The sequence below is a fragment of the Achromobacter dolens genome, assembly GCF_902859745.1.
In the GTDB taxonomy this organism is placed as follows: domain Bacteria; phylum Pseudomonadota; class Gammaproteobacteria; order Burkholderiales; family Burkholderiaceae_B; genus Achromobacter; species Achromobacter dolens.
Genome location: NZ_CADIJW010000036.1, coordinates 1 through 15750, shown reverse-complemented (window position 1 = coordinate 15750; position 15750 = coordinate 1). Strand labels below are relative to the sequence as shown.

The 15750-nt window shown below is 67.0% G+C and carries 14 protein-coding genes; all 14 read left to right on the top strand.

What is annotated here, in order from left to right:
- Positions 1-208 precede the first annotated feature (208 nt).
- Positions 209-2866: a DNA gyrase subunit A gene (gene gyrA, locus HV783_RS21090; protein ID WP_049072335.1), complete on the top strand. Its 2658-nt coding sequence runs from the start codon at positions 209-211 to the stop codon at positions 2864-2866.
- Positions 2866-3996, top strand: a complete 1131-nt coding sequence (serC, locus tag HV783_RS21085) for a 3-phosphoserine/phosphohydroxythreonine transaminase (RefSeq protein ID WP_054501461.1) — start codon at positions 2866-2868, stop codon at positions 3994-3996. The genes gyrA and serC overlap by 1 nt, the downstream gene beginning before the upstream one ends.
- Positions 3989-5074 carry a prephenate dehydratase gene (gene pheA / locus HV783_RS21080; RefSeq protein WP_054501460.1) on the top strand — a complete coding sequence of 362 codons (1086 nt, stop codon included), beginning with the start codon at positions 3989-3991 and terminating at the stop codon, positions 5072-5074. The genes serC and pheA overlap by 8 nt, the downstream gene beginning before the upstream one ends.
- Positions 5075-5081: 7 nt before the next feature.
- Entirely contained in the window at positions 5082-6203 is a 1122-nt protein-coding gene (gene hisC, locus HV783_RS21075; RefSeq protein ID WP_175189819.1) for a histidinol-phosphate transaminase, read from the top strand.
- Positions 6200-7102 (top strand): prephenate dehydrogenase, encoded by a 903-nt coding sequence (locus HV783_RS21070; protein WP_054501458.1) that lies wholly within the window; start codon positions 6200-6202, stop codon positions 7100-7102. Before hisC ends, HV783_RS21070 begins: the two co-directional genes overlap by 4 nt.
- 5 nt (positions 7103-7107) lie before the next feature.
- Complete coding sequence (gene aroA, locus HV783_RS21065) at positions 7108-8430, top strand: 3-phosphoshikimate 1-carboxyvinyltransferase (protein ID WP_175189818.1); 1323 nt, start codon at positions 7108-7110, stop codon at positions 8428-8430.
- Positions 8431-8460: 30 nt separating this feature from the next.
- Entirely contained in the window at positions 8461-9150 is a 690-nt protein-coding gene (cmk, locus tag HV783_RS21060) for a (d)CMP kinase (protein ID WP_175189817.1), read from the top strand.
- 174 nt (positions 9151-9324) lie between these two features.
- Positions 9325-11037 carry a 30S ribosomal protein S1 gene (gene rpsA / locus HV783_RS21055; RefSeq protein WP_026382780.1) on the top strand — a complete coding sequence of 571 codons (1713 nt, stop codon included), beginning with the start codon at positions 9325-9327 and terminating at the stop codon, positions 11035-11037.
- A 3-nt stretch (positions 11038-11040) separates the two neighbouring features.
- Positions 11041-11400, top strand: a complete 360-nt coding sequence (locus tag HV783_RS21050; RefSeq protein WP_006388263.1) for an integration host factor subunit beta — start codon at positions 11041-11043, stop codon at positions 11398-11400.
- Positions 11401-11591: 191 nt separating this feature from the next.
- Complete coding sequence (locus tag HV783_RS21045) at positions 11592-11906, top strand: lipopolysaccharide assembly protein LapA domain-containing protein (protein ID WP_144655001.1); 315 nt, start codon at positions 11592-11594, stop codon at positions 11904-11906.
- 61 nt (positions 11907-11967) lie between these two features.
- On the top strand, positions 11968-13185 hold the full coding sequence (gene lapB, locus HV783_RS21040) for a lipopolysaccharide assembly protein LapB (protein ID WP_054501455.1): 1218 nt from the start codon (positions 11968-11970) through the stop codon (positions 13183-13185).
- Positions 13182-14123, top strand: coding sequence for a D-glycero-beta-D-manno-heptose-7-phosphate kinase (gene rfaE1 / locus HV783_RS21035; RefSeq protein WP_053085994.1), 942 nt, complete (start codon positions 13182-13184; stop codon positions 14121-14123). Before lapB ends, rfaE1 begins: the two co-directional genes overlap by 4 nt.
- Positions 14120-15109, top strand: a complete 990-nt coding sequence (rfaD, locus tag HV783_RS21030; protein ID WP_116792628.1) for an ADP-glyceromanno-heptose 6-epimerase — start codon at positions 14120-14122, stop codon at positions 15107-15109. Before rfaE1 ends, rfaD begins: the two co-directional genes overlap by 4 nt.
- 195 nt (positions 15110-15304) lie before the next feature.
- Positions 15305-15750: ComEA family DNA-binding protein (locus HV783_RS21025; protein ID WP_175189816.1), on the top strand; the 446-nt coding region annotated here is incomplete at its 3' end.

The window sequence follows — 15750 nt, the reverse complement described above, 5'->3', positions numbered from 1 at the left end:
CCGCGCTCCATCCGTTTGCCATGTTGGTTTTTGACAACAGGCTCGCGGGACCTTGGCGAACGCACCGGTGCCGCTTGCCGCCGACATCCGGTTGCGGGGCCGCGCCGATGGCCGCTCGGGGCCCTTGGGGCCGCGATCCCAATCGAATGATAGAATTTCCTGTTTACCCGGCCCGGGTTCCTCCTTACACGATTCTGTCGTTATATATATGGATTCCTTTGCCAAGGAGACGCTTCCGGTATCGCTGGAAGAAGAGATGCGCCGCAGTTACCTCGATTACGCGATGAGCGTGATCGTCGGGCGGGCGCTACCGGATGTGCGGGACGGGCTCAAGCCCGTCCACCGGCGCGTGCTCTACGCGATGCACGAGCTCAACAACGACTGGAACCGCGCCTATAAGAAGTCCGCGCGTATCGTCGGGGACGTCATCGGTAAGTACCATCCCCACGGCGACCAGTCCGTCTACGACACCATCGTCCGCATGGCGCAGGATTTCTCCATGCGCTACATGCTGGTCGACGGCCAGGGCAACTTCGGTTCCATCGACGGCGACAACGCCGCGGCGATGCGTTACACCGAAATCCGCCTGGCCAAGATCGCCCACGAGCTGCTGGCGGACATCGACCAGGAAACGGTCGACTTCGGTCCCAACTACGATGGCAGCGAGCAAGAACCCCTGCTGCTGCCCTCGCGCCTGCCGAACCTGCTGGTCAACGGCAGCTCGGGCATCGCCGTCGGCATGGCCACCAACATTCCGCCCCACAACCTCCAGGAAGTGGTCGACGGTTGCCTTTACTGCCTGCGCAATCCGGCGTGCTCGGTCGATGAACTCATGGAGATCATCCCGGCGCCGGACTTCCCCACGGGCGGCGTCATCTATGGCATGTCCGGGGTGCGCGAAGGCTACCGCACCGGCCGCGGCCGCGTCATCATGCGCGCCAAGACCCACTTCGAGGACATGGAGAAGGGCAACCGCCAGGCCATCGTGGTCGACGCGATCCCTTACCAGGTCAACAAGAAGACGCTGCAGGAACGCATCGCCGAGCTGGTCAACGACAAGAAGATCGAAGGTATCTCCGACATCCGCGACGAGTCCGACAAGGACGGCATGCGCCTGGTGATCGAGCTCAAGCGCGGCGAAGTGCCCGAGGTAGTGCTGAACAACCTCTACAAGAACACGCAACTGCAGGACACCTTCGGGATGAACCTGGTGGCGCTGGTCGACGGCCAGCCCCGCCTGCTCAACCTGAAGCAGATGATCGACTACTTCCTGCAGCATCGCCGCGAAGTGGTCACCCGCCGCACCGTGTTCCAGTTGCGCAAGGCCCGCGAGCGCGGCCACGTGCTGGAAGGCCTGGCCGTGGCGCTGGCCAACATCGACGACTTCATCGCCATCATCAAGGCCGCCCCGACGCCTCCCGTCGCGCGCCAGGAACTGATGGCCAAGTCGTGGGATTCCTCGCTGGTGCGCGAAATGCTGTCGCGCGCCGACGGCGACACGCCGGGCGGCCGCGCGGCCTTCCGTCCGGACGACCTGGGCGCCGAGTTCGGCCTGCAGGGCGACGGCCTGTACCGCCTGAGCGACACCCAGGCCCAGGAAATCCTGAACATGCGCCTGCAGCGCCTGACCGGCCTGGAGCAGGACAAGATCGTCGGCGAATACAAGGACGTCATGTCCGCCATCGCCGACCTGCTGGACATCCTGGCCCGTCCCGAGCGCATCACCACCATCATCGGCGAGGAACTGCAGGCCATCAAGGCCGAGTTCTCCACCGGCGCCAAGGACACGCGCCGTTCGGAAATCGAGCTGAACGCGACCGAACTCGACACCGAAGACCTGATCACGCCCACCGACATGGTCGTGACGCTGTCGCACGGCGGCTACATCAAGAGCCAGCCGCTGTCCGAGTACCGCTCGCAGAAGCGCGGAGGCCGCGGCAAGCAGGCCACGGCGATGAAGGAAAACGACTGGATCGACCAGTTGTTCATCGCCAACACCCATGACTTCCTGCTGTGCTTCTCGAACCGCGGCCGGGTCTACTGGCTCAAGGTCTGGGAAGTGCCGCAAGGCACGCGCAACTCGCGCGGCAAGCCGATCGTCAACATGTTCCCGCTGGCCGAAGGCGAGAAGATCACGGTGGTGCTGCCGGTCAAGGAATTCAGCGAAGACCACTACGTCTTCATGGCGACCTCGCGCGGCACGGTCAAGAAGACCCCGCTGTCCGACTTCTCCAACCCGCGCAAGGCCGGCATCATCGCGGTCGACCTGGACGATGGCGACTACCTGATCGGCGCCGATCTCACTGACGGCAAGCACGACGTCATGCTGTTCTCGGACGCCGGCAAGGCCGTGCGCTTCGACGAGAACGACGTGCGCCCGATGGGCCGCAATGCCCGCGGCGTGCGCGGCATGATGCTCGAGGACACGCAGAACGTGATCGCGCTGCTGGTGGCCGGAGACGAAACGCAGAGCGTGCTGACGGCCACCGAAAACGGCTACGGCAAGCGCACCCCGATCACCGAATACACGCGCCACGGCCGTGGCACCAAGGGCATGATCGCCATCCAGACCAGCTCGCGCAACGGCAAGGTGGTCGGCGCCGTGCTGGTGATGCCTTCGGATGAAATCATGCTGATCACCACCGGCGGCGTGCTGGTGCGTACCCGCGTCGCGGAAATCCGCGAAATGGGCCGCGCCACGCAAGGCGTCACCCTCATCAACGTCGACGACGGCAGTTCGCTGTCCGGCGTGCGCCGCGTGGTCGAGAGCGACGCGGACGATGACAGCGAAGACCTGGACGATGGCCAGGAAGAGGGCAACGGCGACGCCGCTGCAACGGATTCGACGGAACCTACGGAGCAATAATGGCCCGCCCCTGGAACTTCTCGGCAGGCCCCTCGGCCTTGCCCGAGGTGGTGCTGCAGCAAGCCGCTGCGGAAATGCTGGACTGGCACGGCAGTGGCATGTCCGTGATGGAAATGAGCCATCGCGGCAAGCACTTCGTGCAGATCTGCGACGAAGCGGAAAGCGACCTGCGCGATCTGCTCGGCCTGTCTCCCGACTACGCGGTGATGTTCATGCAGGGCGGAGGTTCCGGGGAGAACGCCATCGTTCCTATGAATCTCATGGGACGGCGCGGCACGCCGGCGGCCGACTTCGTCGTGACCGGCCACTGGTCGTCGCGTTCCCACAAGGAAGCCGGCCGCTACGGTGACGCGCAGGTCGCGGCCACCAGCGGTCAGGCGATACAGTTGGACGGCCGCGAGCAGGCGCCGTTCACCTGGGTGCCGCCGGTCGACACCTGGAAGGTACGCAAGGATTCAGCGTACCTGCACCTGTGCAGCAACGAGACCATCGGCGGCGTCGAGTTCCTGGATTGGCCCGACACGGCCGCGCTCGGCGCGCCCGACGTGCCGCTGGTGATCGACGCTTCCTCGCATTTCCTGTCGCGTCCGATGGACGTCAGCCGCTGCGGCATGATGTACGCCGGCGCCCAGAAGAACGCCGGCCCGGCCGGCGTGACCATGGCCATCTGCCGCCGCGACCTGATCGGCCACGCGCTGCCGATCTGCCCGTCGGCGTTCGACTACGCCAACGTGGCCGCCGAGCATTCGCGCTACAACACGCCGCCGACCTTCGCGATCTACATCGCCGGGCTGGTGTTCAAGTGGGTCAAGGCCAATGGCGGCGTGGCCGGCATGGAAGCGGCCAACAAGGCCAAGGCCGAACTGCTGTACGGCTACCTTGATAGCACCAGCTTCTATCGCAATCCGATCCACGCCCCCGTGCGCTCGCGCATGAACGTGCCGTTCGTGCTGCGCGACGAATCGCTCAACGACGCCTTCCTGCAAGGCGCCGACGCGGCCGGCCTGACCCAGCTCAAGGGCCACAAGAGCGTGGGCGGCATGCGCGCCTCGATCTACAACGCCGTGCCGCTGGCCGCCGTGGCCGCGCTGGTCGAGTACCTGAAGGAATTCGAGCGCCGCTATGGATGACGATCTGCAGCGCAAGCTGCGCCCCTTGCGCGACCGCATCGACGCGCTCGATGCGCAAATCCTGGATTTGCTGTCGCAGCGCGCCCGCGCCGCGCAGGAGGTGGGCGAGGTCAAGCACGCCGCGCACGCCGACGGTCCGGTGCTGCGTCCCGAACGTGAAGCCGAAGTGATCCGGCGCCTGCAGCAACTCAATCCCGGTCCGTTTCCGGCGGCCGGCGTGGCCTCGGTCTGGACCGAGATCATTTCGGCCTGTCGCGGCCTGGAGCGCGGCATGACCGTCGCCTACCTCGGGCCGCAGGGCTCGTTTTCCGAGCAGGCCGCGCTGGAGCATTTTGGCCACGCCGTGCAGAAGCTTCCCTGCGTGTCGTTCGACGAAGTCTTCCGCGCCGTCGAGGCGGGGCAGGCCGACGTCGGCATGGTGCCGGTCGAGAACTCGACCGAGGGCGCGGTCAACCGCAGCCTGGACCTGCTGCTGAACACGCCGCTGCGCATCCTGGGCGAGCGTTCGCTGGTCATCCGCCATTGCCTGATGTCGCAGTCCGGCAACATGGACGGCATCAAGACGATTTCCGCGCATCCGCAGGCGCTGGCCCAGTGCCAGGGCTGGCTGACACGCAATTACCCGGACCTGGAACGCGTGGCCGCGGCCAGCAATTCCGAGGCCGCGCGCGTGGCCGCGTCCGACCCGACCATCGCCGCCATCGCCGGCGAGGTGGCGGCGCCGGCCTGGAACCTGCAGGTCGTCAGCGCCGGCATCCAGGACGATCCGCACAATCGCACGCGCTTCCTGGCCATCGGCAACATCGAGCCGCTGGTCAGCGGCAAGGACAAGACCAGCCTGATCCTGGCGGTGCCGAATCGCGCGGGCGCGGTCTACGAGATGCTGGCGCCGCTGGCGGCCAACGGCGTGTCGATGACGCGCTTCGAATCCCGCCCGGCCCGCACCGGCGAGTGGGAATACTATTTCTACGTCGATGTCCTGGGACATCGCAACGATCCGAATGTCGCGCTCGCCCTGGATACCCTGCGGGCGCAGGTTGCCTACCTGAAAGTGCTGGGTTCCTACCCGGCGCCGTGAGTCCTCCATGACCAACACTTCCAAGCCTCTCGCCGCTCCCGCGCACGTCAGCGCCATCGCGCCTTACCAGGCAGGCAAGCCCATCGAGGAACTGGCCCGCGAATTCGGGCTGGATCCGGCCGGGATCGTCAAGCTGGCCTCCAATGAGAACCCGCTGGGCATGCCGCAGTCGGCGCGCGCCGCCATGCTGGCCGCCGCCGAGTCGCTGGCGCGCTATCCGGACCCCAACGGCTTCGACCTGAAGGCCGCGCTGGCCGCGCGCTACGAAGTGCCGATGAACTGGATCACGCTGGGCAACGGCTCCAACGACATCCTGGAAATCGCCGCGCTGGCATTGCTGGAGCCGGGTACGTCGGCGGTCTACGCGCAGCATTCGTTCGCGGTCTATCGCCTGGCCACGCAGGCCCGCGGTGCGCGCCACATCGTGGTGCCGGCCAAGGACTACGGCCATGACCTGAACGCCATGTTCGACGCCATCGCCGACGACACGCGCCTCCTGTTCATCGCCAACCCCAACAACCCCACCGGCACCTTCGTACCGGGCGAGCTGGTGGCCGCGTTCCTGGAGCGCGTCCACGCCGCCCATGGCGACCGCGTCACGGTGGTGCTGGACGAGGCCTACAACGAATACCTCGAGCCGCAATTCCGTTTCGACAGCACCGCGCTGGTGCGCCGCTATCCCAACCTGATTGTCTCGCGCACCTTCTCCAAGGCCTACGGCCTGGCCGGCCTGCGCGTGGGCTTCGCGGTGGCGCAGCCGACCCTGACCGACCTGCTCAACCGCGTGCGCCAGCCGTTCAACGTCAACACGCTGGCGCAGGCCGCCGCCGTGGCTGCGCTGGGCGATGCCGCCTACCTGGAACAGGCGTACACGTCCAACAAGGCCGGCAAGGCGCAGTTGTGCGAAGCCTTCGACCGCCTCAAGCTGCGCTACGTGCCCAGCTACGGCAACTTCGTGCTGGTGCACGTGGGCGATGCGCCGCGCATCAATCTGGCGCTGCTCAAGCGCGGCGTGATCGTGCGCCCCGTGGCTGGCGACGGCCTGCCCGAGTGGCTGCGCGTGTCCATCGGCCTGCCGCAGGAAAACGCCCGCTTCATCGACGCGCTGACCGCCATCCTGTCCGAATGAACGGCGCTTCCTCCAAGCCGAATCAGGGGGCCGCTGGCCCCCTGATTCCTGTGTTGGCCGTCGTCGGCGTGGGCCTGATTGGCGGTTCCTTCGCCGCGGCCTTGCGCCGGGCGGGGCAGGTGGGACGGGTGCTGGGCGTGGGCCGCAATGCCGCGTCGCTGGCGCGCGCGGTGGAGCTGGGCCTGATCGACGAGGCTGTCAGCGCCGAAGAGGCCGCCGCCCGCGCCGACCTGGTGTTCCTGGCCACGCCCGTGGGCGGCCTGCAGGACATGCTGGCGCGCATGCTGCCGCACCTGCGTGACGCGACGCTGCTGACCGACGGCGGCAGCACCAAGGCCGAGGTGGTCGATGCCGCCCGCCTGGCGCTGGGCGCGCGCATCGGCCAGTTCGTGCCGGGCCATCCCATCGCCGGCGCCGAGCGCAGCGGCCCCGATGCCGCCGATGCCGGCCTGTACCAGGGGCGTTGCGTCATCCTGACGCCGCTGGCCGAGAATAGTGCCGCCGCCATCGCCCTGGTGCGCGATGCGTGGCTGGCTTGTGGCGCGCAAGTCATCGACATGGACGCCGGCGCGCACGATCGGGTGCTGGCGTCGGTCAGCCACCTGCCGCACCTGCTGTCGTCCGTGTACATGGAGCAGGTCGCCACCGCCGAGGACGCCGCCACGCGGCTGGCGCTGGCGGGCAGCGGCTTCCGCGACTTCACCCGCATCGCGGCGGGTTCGCCCGAGATGTGGCGCGATATCTTTCTATCCAACCGCGACGCCATGCTGGCGGAGCTGGCGGCCGTGCGCGCCGTGCTGGACCGCGCCGAGCGCGCGATCGATGGCGGCGACGGCGCGGCCTTGCTGGCATTGCTGGACACGGCGGCGCAGGCGCGCCGCAACTGGCGCAAGGAGTAATCGACATGGGCGCGTTGCCTTTCCTGGATCTGCCGCGCGTGCGGCGCGCGCAGGGCGTCATGGCCTTGCCCGGCTCCAAGAGCATTTCCAACCGCGTGTTGCTGCTGGCAGCCATCGCCGAGGGCGAGACCGCCATCACGGGGCTGCTGGATTCGGATGACACCCGCGTGATGCTGGCTGCCCTGCGGCAGTTGGGCGTGGCGGTGTCCGAGCTGGCCGAGGGCCGCGTCACCGTGCGCGGCGTGAGCCGCTTTCCGGTCGACAGCGCCGACCTGTTCATGGGCAACGCCGGCACCGCCATCCGGCCGCTGACGGCGGCCTTGGCGCTGATGGGCGGCGACTACCGCCTGTCCGGCGTGCCGCGCATGCACGAGCGTCCCATTGGCGACCTGGTCGATGCGCTCAAGGCGCTCGGCGCCCGCATCGACTTCCTGGGGCAGCCTGGCTACCCGCCGCTGCATATCGGCCGCGGCGAGATCGCGACGCCGGCCGTGACGCAGGTGCAAGGTTCGGTCTCCAGCCAGTTCCTGACCGCCTTGCTGATGGCCGCGCCGCTGCAGGCCGGCCAGAGCGGCCAGCCGGTGGTGATCGAGGTGCTGGGTGAACTGATCTCCAAGCCCTACATCGAGATCACCCTGAACCTCATGGCGCGTTTCGGCGTGACCGTGCAGCGCGACGGCTGGAGCCGCTTCACCATCGCCGGCGGCGCCCGCTACCGCAGCCCGGGCCGGATCGCGGTCGAGGGCGATGCCTCCACCGCGTCGTATTTCCTGGCGCTGGGCGCCATCGGCGGCGGTCCGCTGCGGGTGACCGGCGTGGGCGCCGACAGCATCCAGGGCGACGTCAAATTCGCCGACACGCTGGCGGCCATGGGCGCCAGCGTGACCTACGGCGACGGCTGGATCGAAGTGACCGGCGTGCGCGTGGCCGAGGGCGGTCGCCTGAAGGCCTTTGACACCGATTTCAACCTGATTCCCGACGCCGCCATGACGGCCGCCGCGCTGGCGCTGTACGCCGATGGCCCCTGCCGCCTGCGCAACATCGGCAGTTGGCGCGTCAAGGAGACCGACCGCATCCACGCCATGCAGACCGAGCTGGAAAAGCTGGGCGCACGGGTGGAATCGGGGCCGGATTGGCTGAGCGTGACGCCACCCGCCGAGGGGGGCTGGCGCGATGCGCACATCGGCACCTGGGACGACCACCGCATGGCGATGTGCTTTTCGCTGGCCGCGTTCGGCCCGGCGGCGGTGCGCATTCTGGATCCGGGTTGCGTCAGCAAGACGTTCCCGGGTTACTTTGATGTCTACGCCGGCCTGGTGTCGGCGTAGCGACCACGGGCTCCGGCCCATTTTCCCTACATGACTTCGACTGATCCGATCGTGACTTCCGCTGCTCCCGTCATCACCATCGACGGCCCGACCGCCTCGGGCAAGGGCACCGTCGCCCACCGCGTCGCCAAGGCGCTGGGCTGGGCGGTGCTCGACAGCGGCGCGCTCTACCGGCTGACCGCCCTGGCTGCGATCAACCGGGGCGTCGACGCGGCCGACGAGCCCGCCGTGGCCCGCGTGGCCGAGACGCTGGACGTTCGTTTCGACGGCCCTCATGTCTACCTGGAAGGCGCCGATGTCGGCCATGAGATCCGCCGCGAGGCTGTTGGCAATTTCGCTTCGCGCGTGGCCGCGTTCCCCGGCGTGCGGCAGGCACTGCTCGAGCGCCAGCGCGCCTTTCGCCTGCCTCCCGGGCTGGTGGCGGACGGCCGCGACATGGGCACGGTGGTGTTCCCTGATGCGTCCCTGAAGGTGTTCCTGGTGGCCGACGTGGTCGCACGGGCTGAGCGGCGGCGTAAGCAGTTGATCGAAAAGGGAATTTCTGCTAATCTAGATGGCCTTTTGCGGGACATGCGTGAGCGGGATGCCCGCGACACGCAACGCGCCACGGCGCCGCTTGCTCCCGCAGCGGATGCACACGTGCTGGATTCGTCGAATCTGACGATTGCGGAAACCGTGCAGGCAATACTGGATCTCTGGCAGGCCCGCCCGACCGACTGATCGGGCAGCCCCCCGCCAATCGTTTTTTTTATCGGCCCTGTCCTGGCCAGGCGACACCCCCACGGGACACCCCGCAAGGGCAAACCGGCAGGCAGGTATTTTGACTCCACTGTGGCGGGCAATCCGCTGCGGTGTGTTTTTAACGGCCATTTCGGCCCAATGGATTTCAACCCCATGTCTTCCGTTTCCACTACCGCCACCGGCGGCGAAAGCTTCGCCGACCTTTTCGCCCAGAGCCTCAAGAGCCAGGACATGAAGTCCGGCGAGGTCATCAGCGCCGAAGTCGTGCGCGTCGACCACAACTTCGTCGTCGTCAACGCCGGCCTGAAGTCCGAAGCGCTGATCCCCCTGGAAGAGTTCCTGAATGACCAGGGCGAGCTCGAAGTGCAACCCGGCGATTTCGTCTCGGTGGCCATCGATTCCCTGGAAAACGGCTACGGCGACACCATCCTGTCGCGTGACCGCGCCAAGCGCCTGTCGGCCTGGCTGCAACTGGAAAAGGCCCTGGAAAACGGCGAGCTGGTCACCGGCACCATCACCGGCAAGGTCAAGGGCGGCCTGACCGTCATGACCAACGGCATCCGCGCGTTCCTGCCGGGTTCGCTGGTGGACCTGCGTCCGGTCAAGGACACCACCCCGTACGAAGGCAAGACCCTCGAATTCAAGGTCATCAAGCTCGACCGCAAGCGCAACAACGTCGTGCTGTCGCGTCGCCAAGTGCTGGAAGCCAGCATGGGCGAAGAGCGCCAGAAGCTGCTCGAAACCCTGCACGAAGGTGCGGTGGTCAAGGGCGTGGTCAAGAACATCACCGACTACGGCGCGTTCGTGGACCTGGGCGGCATCGACGGCCTGCTGCACATCACCGACATGGCCTGGCGCCGTGTGCGTCACCCGTCCGAAGTCCTGCAAGTGGGTCAGGAAGTCGAAGCCAAGGTCCTCAAGTTCGACCAGGAAAAGAGCCGCGTCTCGCTGGGCGTCAAGCAACTGGGCGAAGATCCGTGGGTGGGCCTGGCTCGCCGCTACCCGCAAGGCACCCGCCTGTTCGGCAAGGTCACCAACCTGACCGACTACGGCGCGTTCGTTGAAGTCGAAGCCGGCATCGAAGGCCTGGTGCACGTCTCCGAAATGGACTGGACCAACAAGAACGTCGATCCGCGCAAGGTCGTGACCCTGGGCGAAGAAGTCGAAGTCATGGTCCTGGAAATCGACGAAGACCGTCGTCGCATCTCGCTGGGCATGAAGCAGTGCCGCCAGAACCCGTGGGAAGAGTTCGCCACCAACTTCAAGCGTGGTGACAAGGTCCGCGGCGCCATCAAGTCGATCACCGACTTCGGCGTGTTCGTCGGCCTGCCCGGCGGCATCGATGGCCTGGTTCACCTGTCCGACCTGTCGTGGACGGAAACCGGCGAAGAAGCCGTGCGCAACTTCAAGAAGGGCGACGAGATCGAAGCCGTGGTCCTGGGCATCGATACCGACAAGGAACGCATCTCGCTGGGCATCAAGCAGCTAGAAGGCGACCCCTTCAACAATTTCGTTGCCACGTTCGACAAGGGCGCCGTGGTTCCGGGCACCATCAAGTCGGTCGAAGCCAAGGGCGCCGTCGTGACGTTGTCCGTGGACGTCGAAGGCTACCTGCGCGCTTCCGAGATCTCCTCGGGCCGCGTCGAAGATGCCACCACCGTGCTGACCGCCGGCGAGAACATCGAAGCCATGATCGTCAACATCGACCGCAAGACGCGTTCGATCCAACTGTCGATCAAGGCCCGCGACAACGCCGAAACCGCCGAAACGATCCAGCGCATGTCCGACGCCAGCGCTTCGTCCGGCACCACCAACCTCGGCGCGCTGCTGAAGGCCAAGCTGGACCAACAGCGCAACGACGGTTAATTCGTGACCAAGTCGGAGCTGATCGCCGCCTTGGCGGCCCGCTATCCTCAGCTGGCCGCCCGCGACACCGATTACGCGGTCAAGACCGTGCTCGATGCGATGACCCAGGCCCTGGCCTCGGGCCAACGCATCGAAATCCGCGGTTTTGGCAGCTTCTCGCTGTCGCAGCGGTCTCCCCGCATCGGCCGCAACCCGAAATCCGGCGAACAAGTGCTGGTGCCTGGTAAACAGGTGCCGCATTTCAAGGCGGGCAAGGAATTGCGCGAGCGGGTGGACTTGGTCGGCGGCAACGACGAGGACGCTCAATCCTCTGGATCGAGCGAACCGATGCCGTCCATGGCTGGCTTGCACGCCATGCATTGACGGCACGGCCAGCAGGCCGCCTTCGGGCGGATCGGACCGCGAGCAAAGCCCCTTGAGCAATCAAGGGGCTTTGTTTTTGGGCTTCCCGCCAGCAGGCTTGGCGACCATCGAAGGCGCGCCTTTGATGGTCGATACACGAGGTGTGGAGGTCGCTTACAATTGACCCTCTCGAATTCTTAGGAGCATGCGTCATGCGCTACCTTGTCTGGGCCCTGCGATTGCTCGTGTTCGTGGCGGTATTGATGTTCGCGTTGAAGAACACCGATCCCGTCGCCGTGAAGTTCTATGCCGATTACGTGGTGCAGGACGTGCCGCTGATCGTCGTCATGCTGGTGGTGTTCGTGGTCGGCGCCCTGTTCGGCCTGCTGCTGACCGTGCCCGCCGCCATGCGCCGCCGCCGCGAGGCCATCCGCCTGCGCCGCGAACTCGACCGCGTGCAGGCCGCCGCGGCCGGCACCACGCCGGCCGTGCCGCCGGAAGCCGTCGCCCCGATGTCGCCGCTGTGACGGCGCCGCGCCATCCGCAGGCCTTTCTTTTCCGCATTGAATCTACGCAAGAGCCCGCATAGTGGATTTTGAACCTTGGTGGTTGATATTCGTGCCGGTGTTGTTCGCGCTGGGCTGGTTGGCCGCGCGCTTCGACATCCGGCAGATGCTGCGGGAGACCCGCAGCCTGCCCGATTCGTATTTCCGGGGCCTGAACTTCCTGCTCAATGAGCAGCCCGACCGCGCCATCGACGCGTTCGTCGAGGTGGCCAAGCTCGATCCCGAGACGACCGAACTGCACTTCGCGCTGGGCAGCCTGTTCCGCCGCCGCGGTGAAATGGAGCGCGCCATCCGCGTGCACCAGAGCCTGCTGAACCGTTCCGACCTGCCCGCCGCCGAGCGCGAGCACGCCCAGCATGAACTGGCGCAGGATTTCCTCAAGGCCGGCATGCTCGACCGCGCCGAAAGCGGCTTCGAGCAGCTCAAGGACACCCGCTATGCCTTGCCGGCGCTGCGCTCGCTGATCCGCATCTACGAATCCGAGCACGACTGGCCGCGCGCCATCGAGGCCGTCAAGACGCTGCATGGCCTGGTCGACGAGCCGGTGCCGCAGATCGTGCATTACTACTGCGAGCAGGCCGCGACCGCGCTGGCCGCCAAGCCGCCCAATGTCGATGCCGCGCACGCCGCCCTGGATGCCGCCGATCACGCCCTGTCGACCGCGGATGCCGGCATGTCGAGCAAGGGCGCCATGGTGCGCACCGCGATGCTGCGCGCGCGCCTGGCGCTGATCGAGCAGGATCCCAAGCGCGAGCGCCTGTACCTGGAGTCGGTCATGACCGACGCCCCCGAGTACGCCGGCCTGGTGGCCGAGCAGTTGCTGGCCAACTACCGCGCCGCGGGCCAGGCCGAGGCCGGGCTGGAGTTGCTGCAGCGCCAGTACGCCCGCCATGCCTCGCTCGACCTGTTCAATGTCGTGTTCCGCGAGCTGCGCGTGCAGCAAGGCTCGGCGCCGGCCTGGGCGTTCGCCCGCGGCGCGCTGCGCAGCCATCCCTCGCTGCTCGGCCTGGACCGGCTGCTGGAGGCCGAACTGGCCAACGCGGAAGGCGCCACCGAACAGGGCCCCGTGCCCGGGGCCGACCTCACGCTGCTGCGCAGCCTGATCCACAAGCATACGCAACGACTGGACCGCTACGCGTGCCGGAGCTGCGGTTTTCAAGCGCGCCGTTTCTACTGGCAATGTCCTGGCTGCAATGCCTGGGAAACCTACGCGCCGCGTCGTCTGGAAGAACTTGAATGAGCCAATTTCCCGCCGAATCCATTTCGCATAGCCGCGTGCTCGTGGTGGGCGATGTCATGCTGGACCGTTACTGGTTTGGCGAGGTGGAGCGTATTTCGCCCGAGGCGCCGGTGCCGGTGGTGCGCGTCGCGCGCCGCGAGGACCGCCTGGGCGGCGCCGCCAACGTGGCGCGCAACGTCGCCGCGCTGGGCGGCCATGTCACGCTGGTGGGCGTGCTGGGCGAGGACGAGGCAGGCGACAGCGTGCGCCGCCTGGCCGCCGAGGCCGGCATCCAGGCCGACCTGATCACCGACCTGAGCCTGCACACCACGCTGAAGATGCGCGTGCTGGGCCGCCAGCAGCAGTTGCTGCGCGTCGACTTCGAGCAGCATCCGGCGCCGGAAGCGCTCGACAGCATCGATGCCGCCCTGGCGCGTCACCTGGCCAATCACGACATCGTGGTGCTGTCCGACTACGCCAAGGGCGTGCTGACGCGAGTCGAGTCGCTGATCGCGCTGGCCCGCAGCGCGGGCATTCCGGTGCTGGTCGACCCCAAGGGTGATGACTATTCGCGCTATCGCGGCGCCACGCTGGTCACGCCCAACCGTTCCGAAATGCAGCAGGCCGTCGGCCGCTGGAATTCCGAATCCGAACTGACCGATCGGGCGCAACGCCTGCGCGCCGATCTGGACCTGGAAGCCTTGCTGGTGACGCGTTCCGAGCAGGGCATGACTTTGTTTACCGACACGGGCCGCGAGCACATCGACGCGCAGGCGCATGAGGTGTTCGATGTGTCCGGCGCGGGCGATACCGTGTTGGCGACGCTGGCCGTCTCGCGCGCCATCGGCCTGCCGTGGGCGGATGCCATGGGCTGGGCCAACCGGGCCGGCGGCATCGCCGTGGGCAAGCTGGGCACGTCCGTCGTCACCGCCGCCGAACTGGCAGGAGAACTCTCATGATCGTCGTTACCGGAGCCGCGGGCTTCATTGGCAGCAACCTGGTTCGCGGCCTCAATCGTCGTGGCATCGAAGACATCATCGCGGTCGATGACCTGACCGAGGGCGACAAGTTCGTCAATCTCGTGGACTGCAAGATCGCCGACTACCTGGACAAGGACGACTTTCGCCGCCGCGTCGCCGATGGCAGCCTGCCGCAGATCCGCGCCGTTCTGCATCAGGGCGCCTGCTCGGACACCACCGAGCGCAACGGCCGCTACATGCTCGACAACAACTACCGCGTCACGCTGGAATTGTTCGAATTCTGTCAGGCGCGCCGCATTCCTTTCCTGTATGCCTCGTCGGCCGCTGTCTACGGCGGTTCGTCGATCTACGTGGAAGATCCGGCCAACGAAGGCCCTCTGAATGTCTACGGCTATTCCAAACTGCTGTTCGACCAGGTGCTGCGCAAGCGCATGGACTCCCTGACCGCCCAGGTTGTCGGCTTGCGCTACTTCAACGTCTACGGTCCGCACGAGCAGCACAAGGGCCGCATGGCCTCGGTGGCCTTCCACAACATGAACCAGTTCCTGGAACACGGCCATGTGCGCCTGTTCGCCGGCTGGGACGGCTATGTGGACGGCGGCCAGAGCCGCGACTTCATCTCGGTCGAGGACGTGGTGGCGGTCAATCTGCACTTCCTGGACCATCCGGAGCAGTCGGGCGTGTTCAATTGCGGCACGGGCCGGGCCCAGCCGTTCAACGACGTCGCCGCGGCGGTGGTGAATACGCTGCGCGCCGAACGCGGCGAGGCGCAGTTGACGCTGGCCCAGTTGGTCGAGCTGGACCTGATTCGTTACATCCCGTTCCCGGATGACCTCAAGGGCCGTTACCAGAGCTACACCCAGGCCGACGTCAGCCGCCTGCGCGCGGCGGGCTTTACCGCCCCCATGCGCGACGTGCAGACCGGCGTGGCCGAGTATGTGCGCTACTGGCGCGCGCGCAAGTAGGCCGATACGGCCGCCGCCGGCCTGTGGCCGTGCCGACTTGAAACAGAGCCGCCTTCCGAGGCGGCTTTTTTTGGCCTACGCAGTTGCCGAGGTGGATCAATCCATGCACAGCGCAACCGCCGGGCGCGGCGCGCGGGCCATGATCCGGAGGTGGCGCGGCAACCGTTGCGCCACGCCTTTTCCGGAGACCTGTCCATGAATCCCTTCCTCCATTCCACCGTTGCCCGCCGCCTGCCCGCGCTGCCGTGGCGCCGTCAACGACCCGTCGCCGCGCGGCGCGGTACGCCGGTGTTGCGCCAGGCGCTGGGTGCGGCCCTGCTGGTCGTCGGCGTGGCGCACGCGCCGGCGCAGGCGCTGGATCTGAACGATGCCACCGTGCAGCAGCTCGAGGGCATCCGCGGCATCGGGCCGCGCACGGCGCAGATCATCGTCAGCGAACGCGACCGCGCCGGCAAGTATGAATCGCTGCAGGACCTGGCCGACCGGGTACGCGGCATCAGCCAGAAGAAGGCGGAGGCCCTGGGGGCCGCCGGCCTGACGGTTGGCGCGGCCGGCGCCGAGCCGAAGGGCGCGGGCGCGAAACCGGCGGTCCCGGCGTCGGCCCGGTCCGCGGCAGGGGCGGGCGCCGCCAAGGGCGCCCC

Coding starts and splice junctions, on each gene's coding strand:
- rpsA (WP_026382780.1), top strand. CDS start 9,325: ATGTCTTCCGTTTCCACTACCGCCACCGGCGGCGAAAGCTTCGCCGAC.
- aroA (WP_175189818.1), top strand. CDS start 7,108: ATGGGCGCGTTGCCTTTCCTGGATCTGCCGCGCGTGCGGCGCGCGCAG.
- rfaE1 (WP_053085994.1), top strand. CDS start 13,182: ATGAGCCAATTTCCCGCCGAATCCATTTCGCATAGCCGCGTGCTCGTG.
- HV783_RS21070 (WP_054501458.1), top strand. CDS start 6,200: ATGAACGGCGCTTCCTCCAAGCCGAATCAGGGGGCCGCTGGCCCCCTG.
- pheA (WP_054501460.1), top strand. CDS start 3,989: ATGGATGACGATCTGCAGCGCAAGCTGCGCCCCTTGCGCGACCGCATC.
- hisC (WP_175189819.1), top strand. CDS start 5,082: ATGACCAACACTTCCAAGCCTCTCGCCGCTCCCGCGCACGTCAGCGCC.
- rfaD (WP_116792628.1), top strand. CDS start 14,120: ATGATCGTCGTTACCGGAGCCGCGGGCTTCATTGGCAGCAACCTGGTT.
- cmk (WP_175189817.1), top strand. CDS start 8,461: ATGACTTCGACTGATCCGATCGTGACTTCCGCTGCTCCCGTCATCACC.
- serC (WP_054501461.1), top strand. CDS start 2,866: ATGGCCCGCCCCTGGAACTTCTCGGCAGGCCCCTCGGCCTTGCCCGAG.
- gyrA (WP_049072335.1), top strand. CDS start 209: ATGGATTCCTTTGCCAAGGAGACGCTTCCGGTATCGCTGGAAGAAGAG.
- HV783_RS21045 (WP_144655001.1), top strand. CDS start 11,592: ATGCGCTACCTTGTCTGGGCCCTGCGATTGCTCGTGTTCGTGGCGGTA.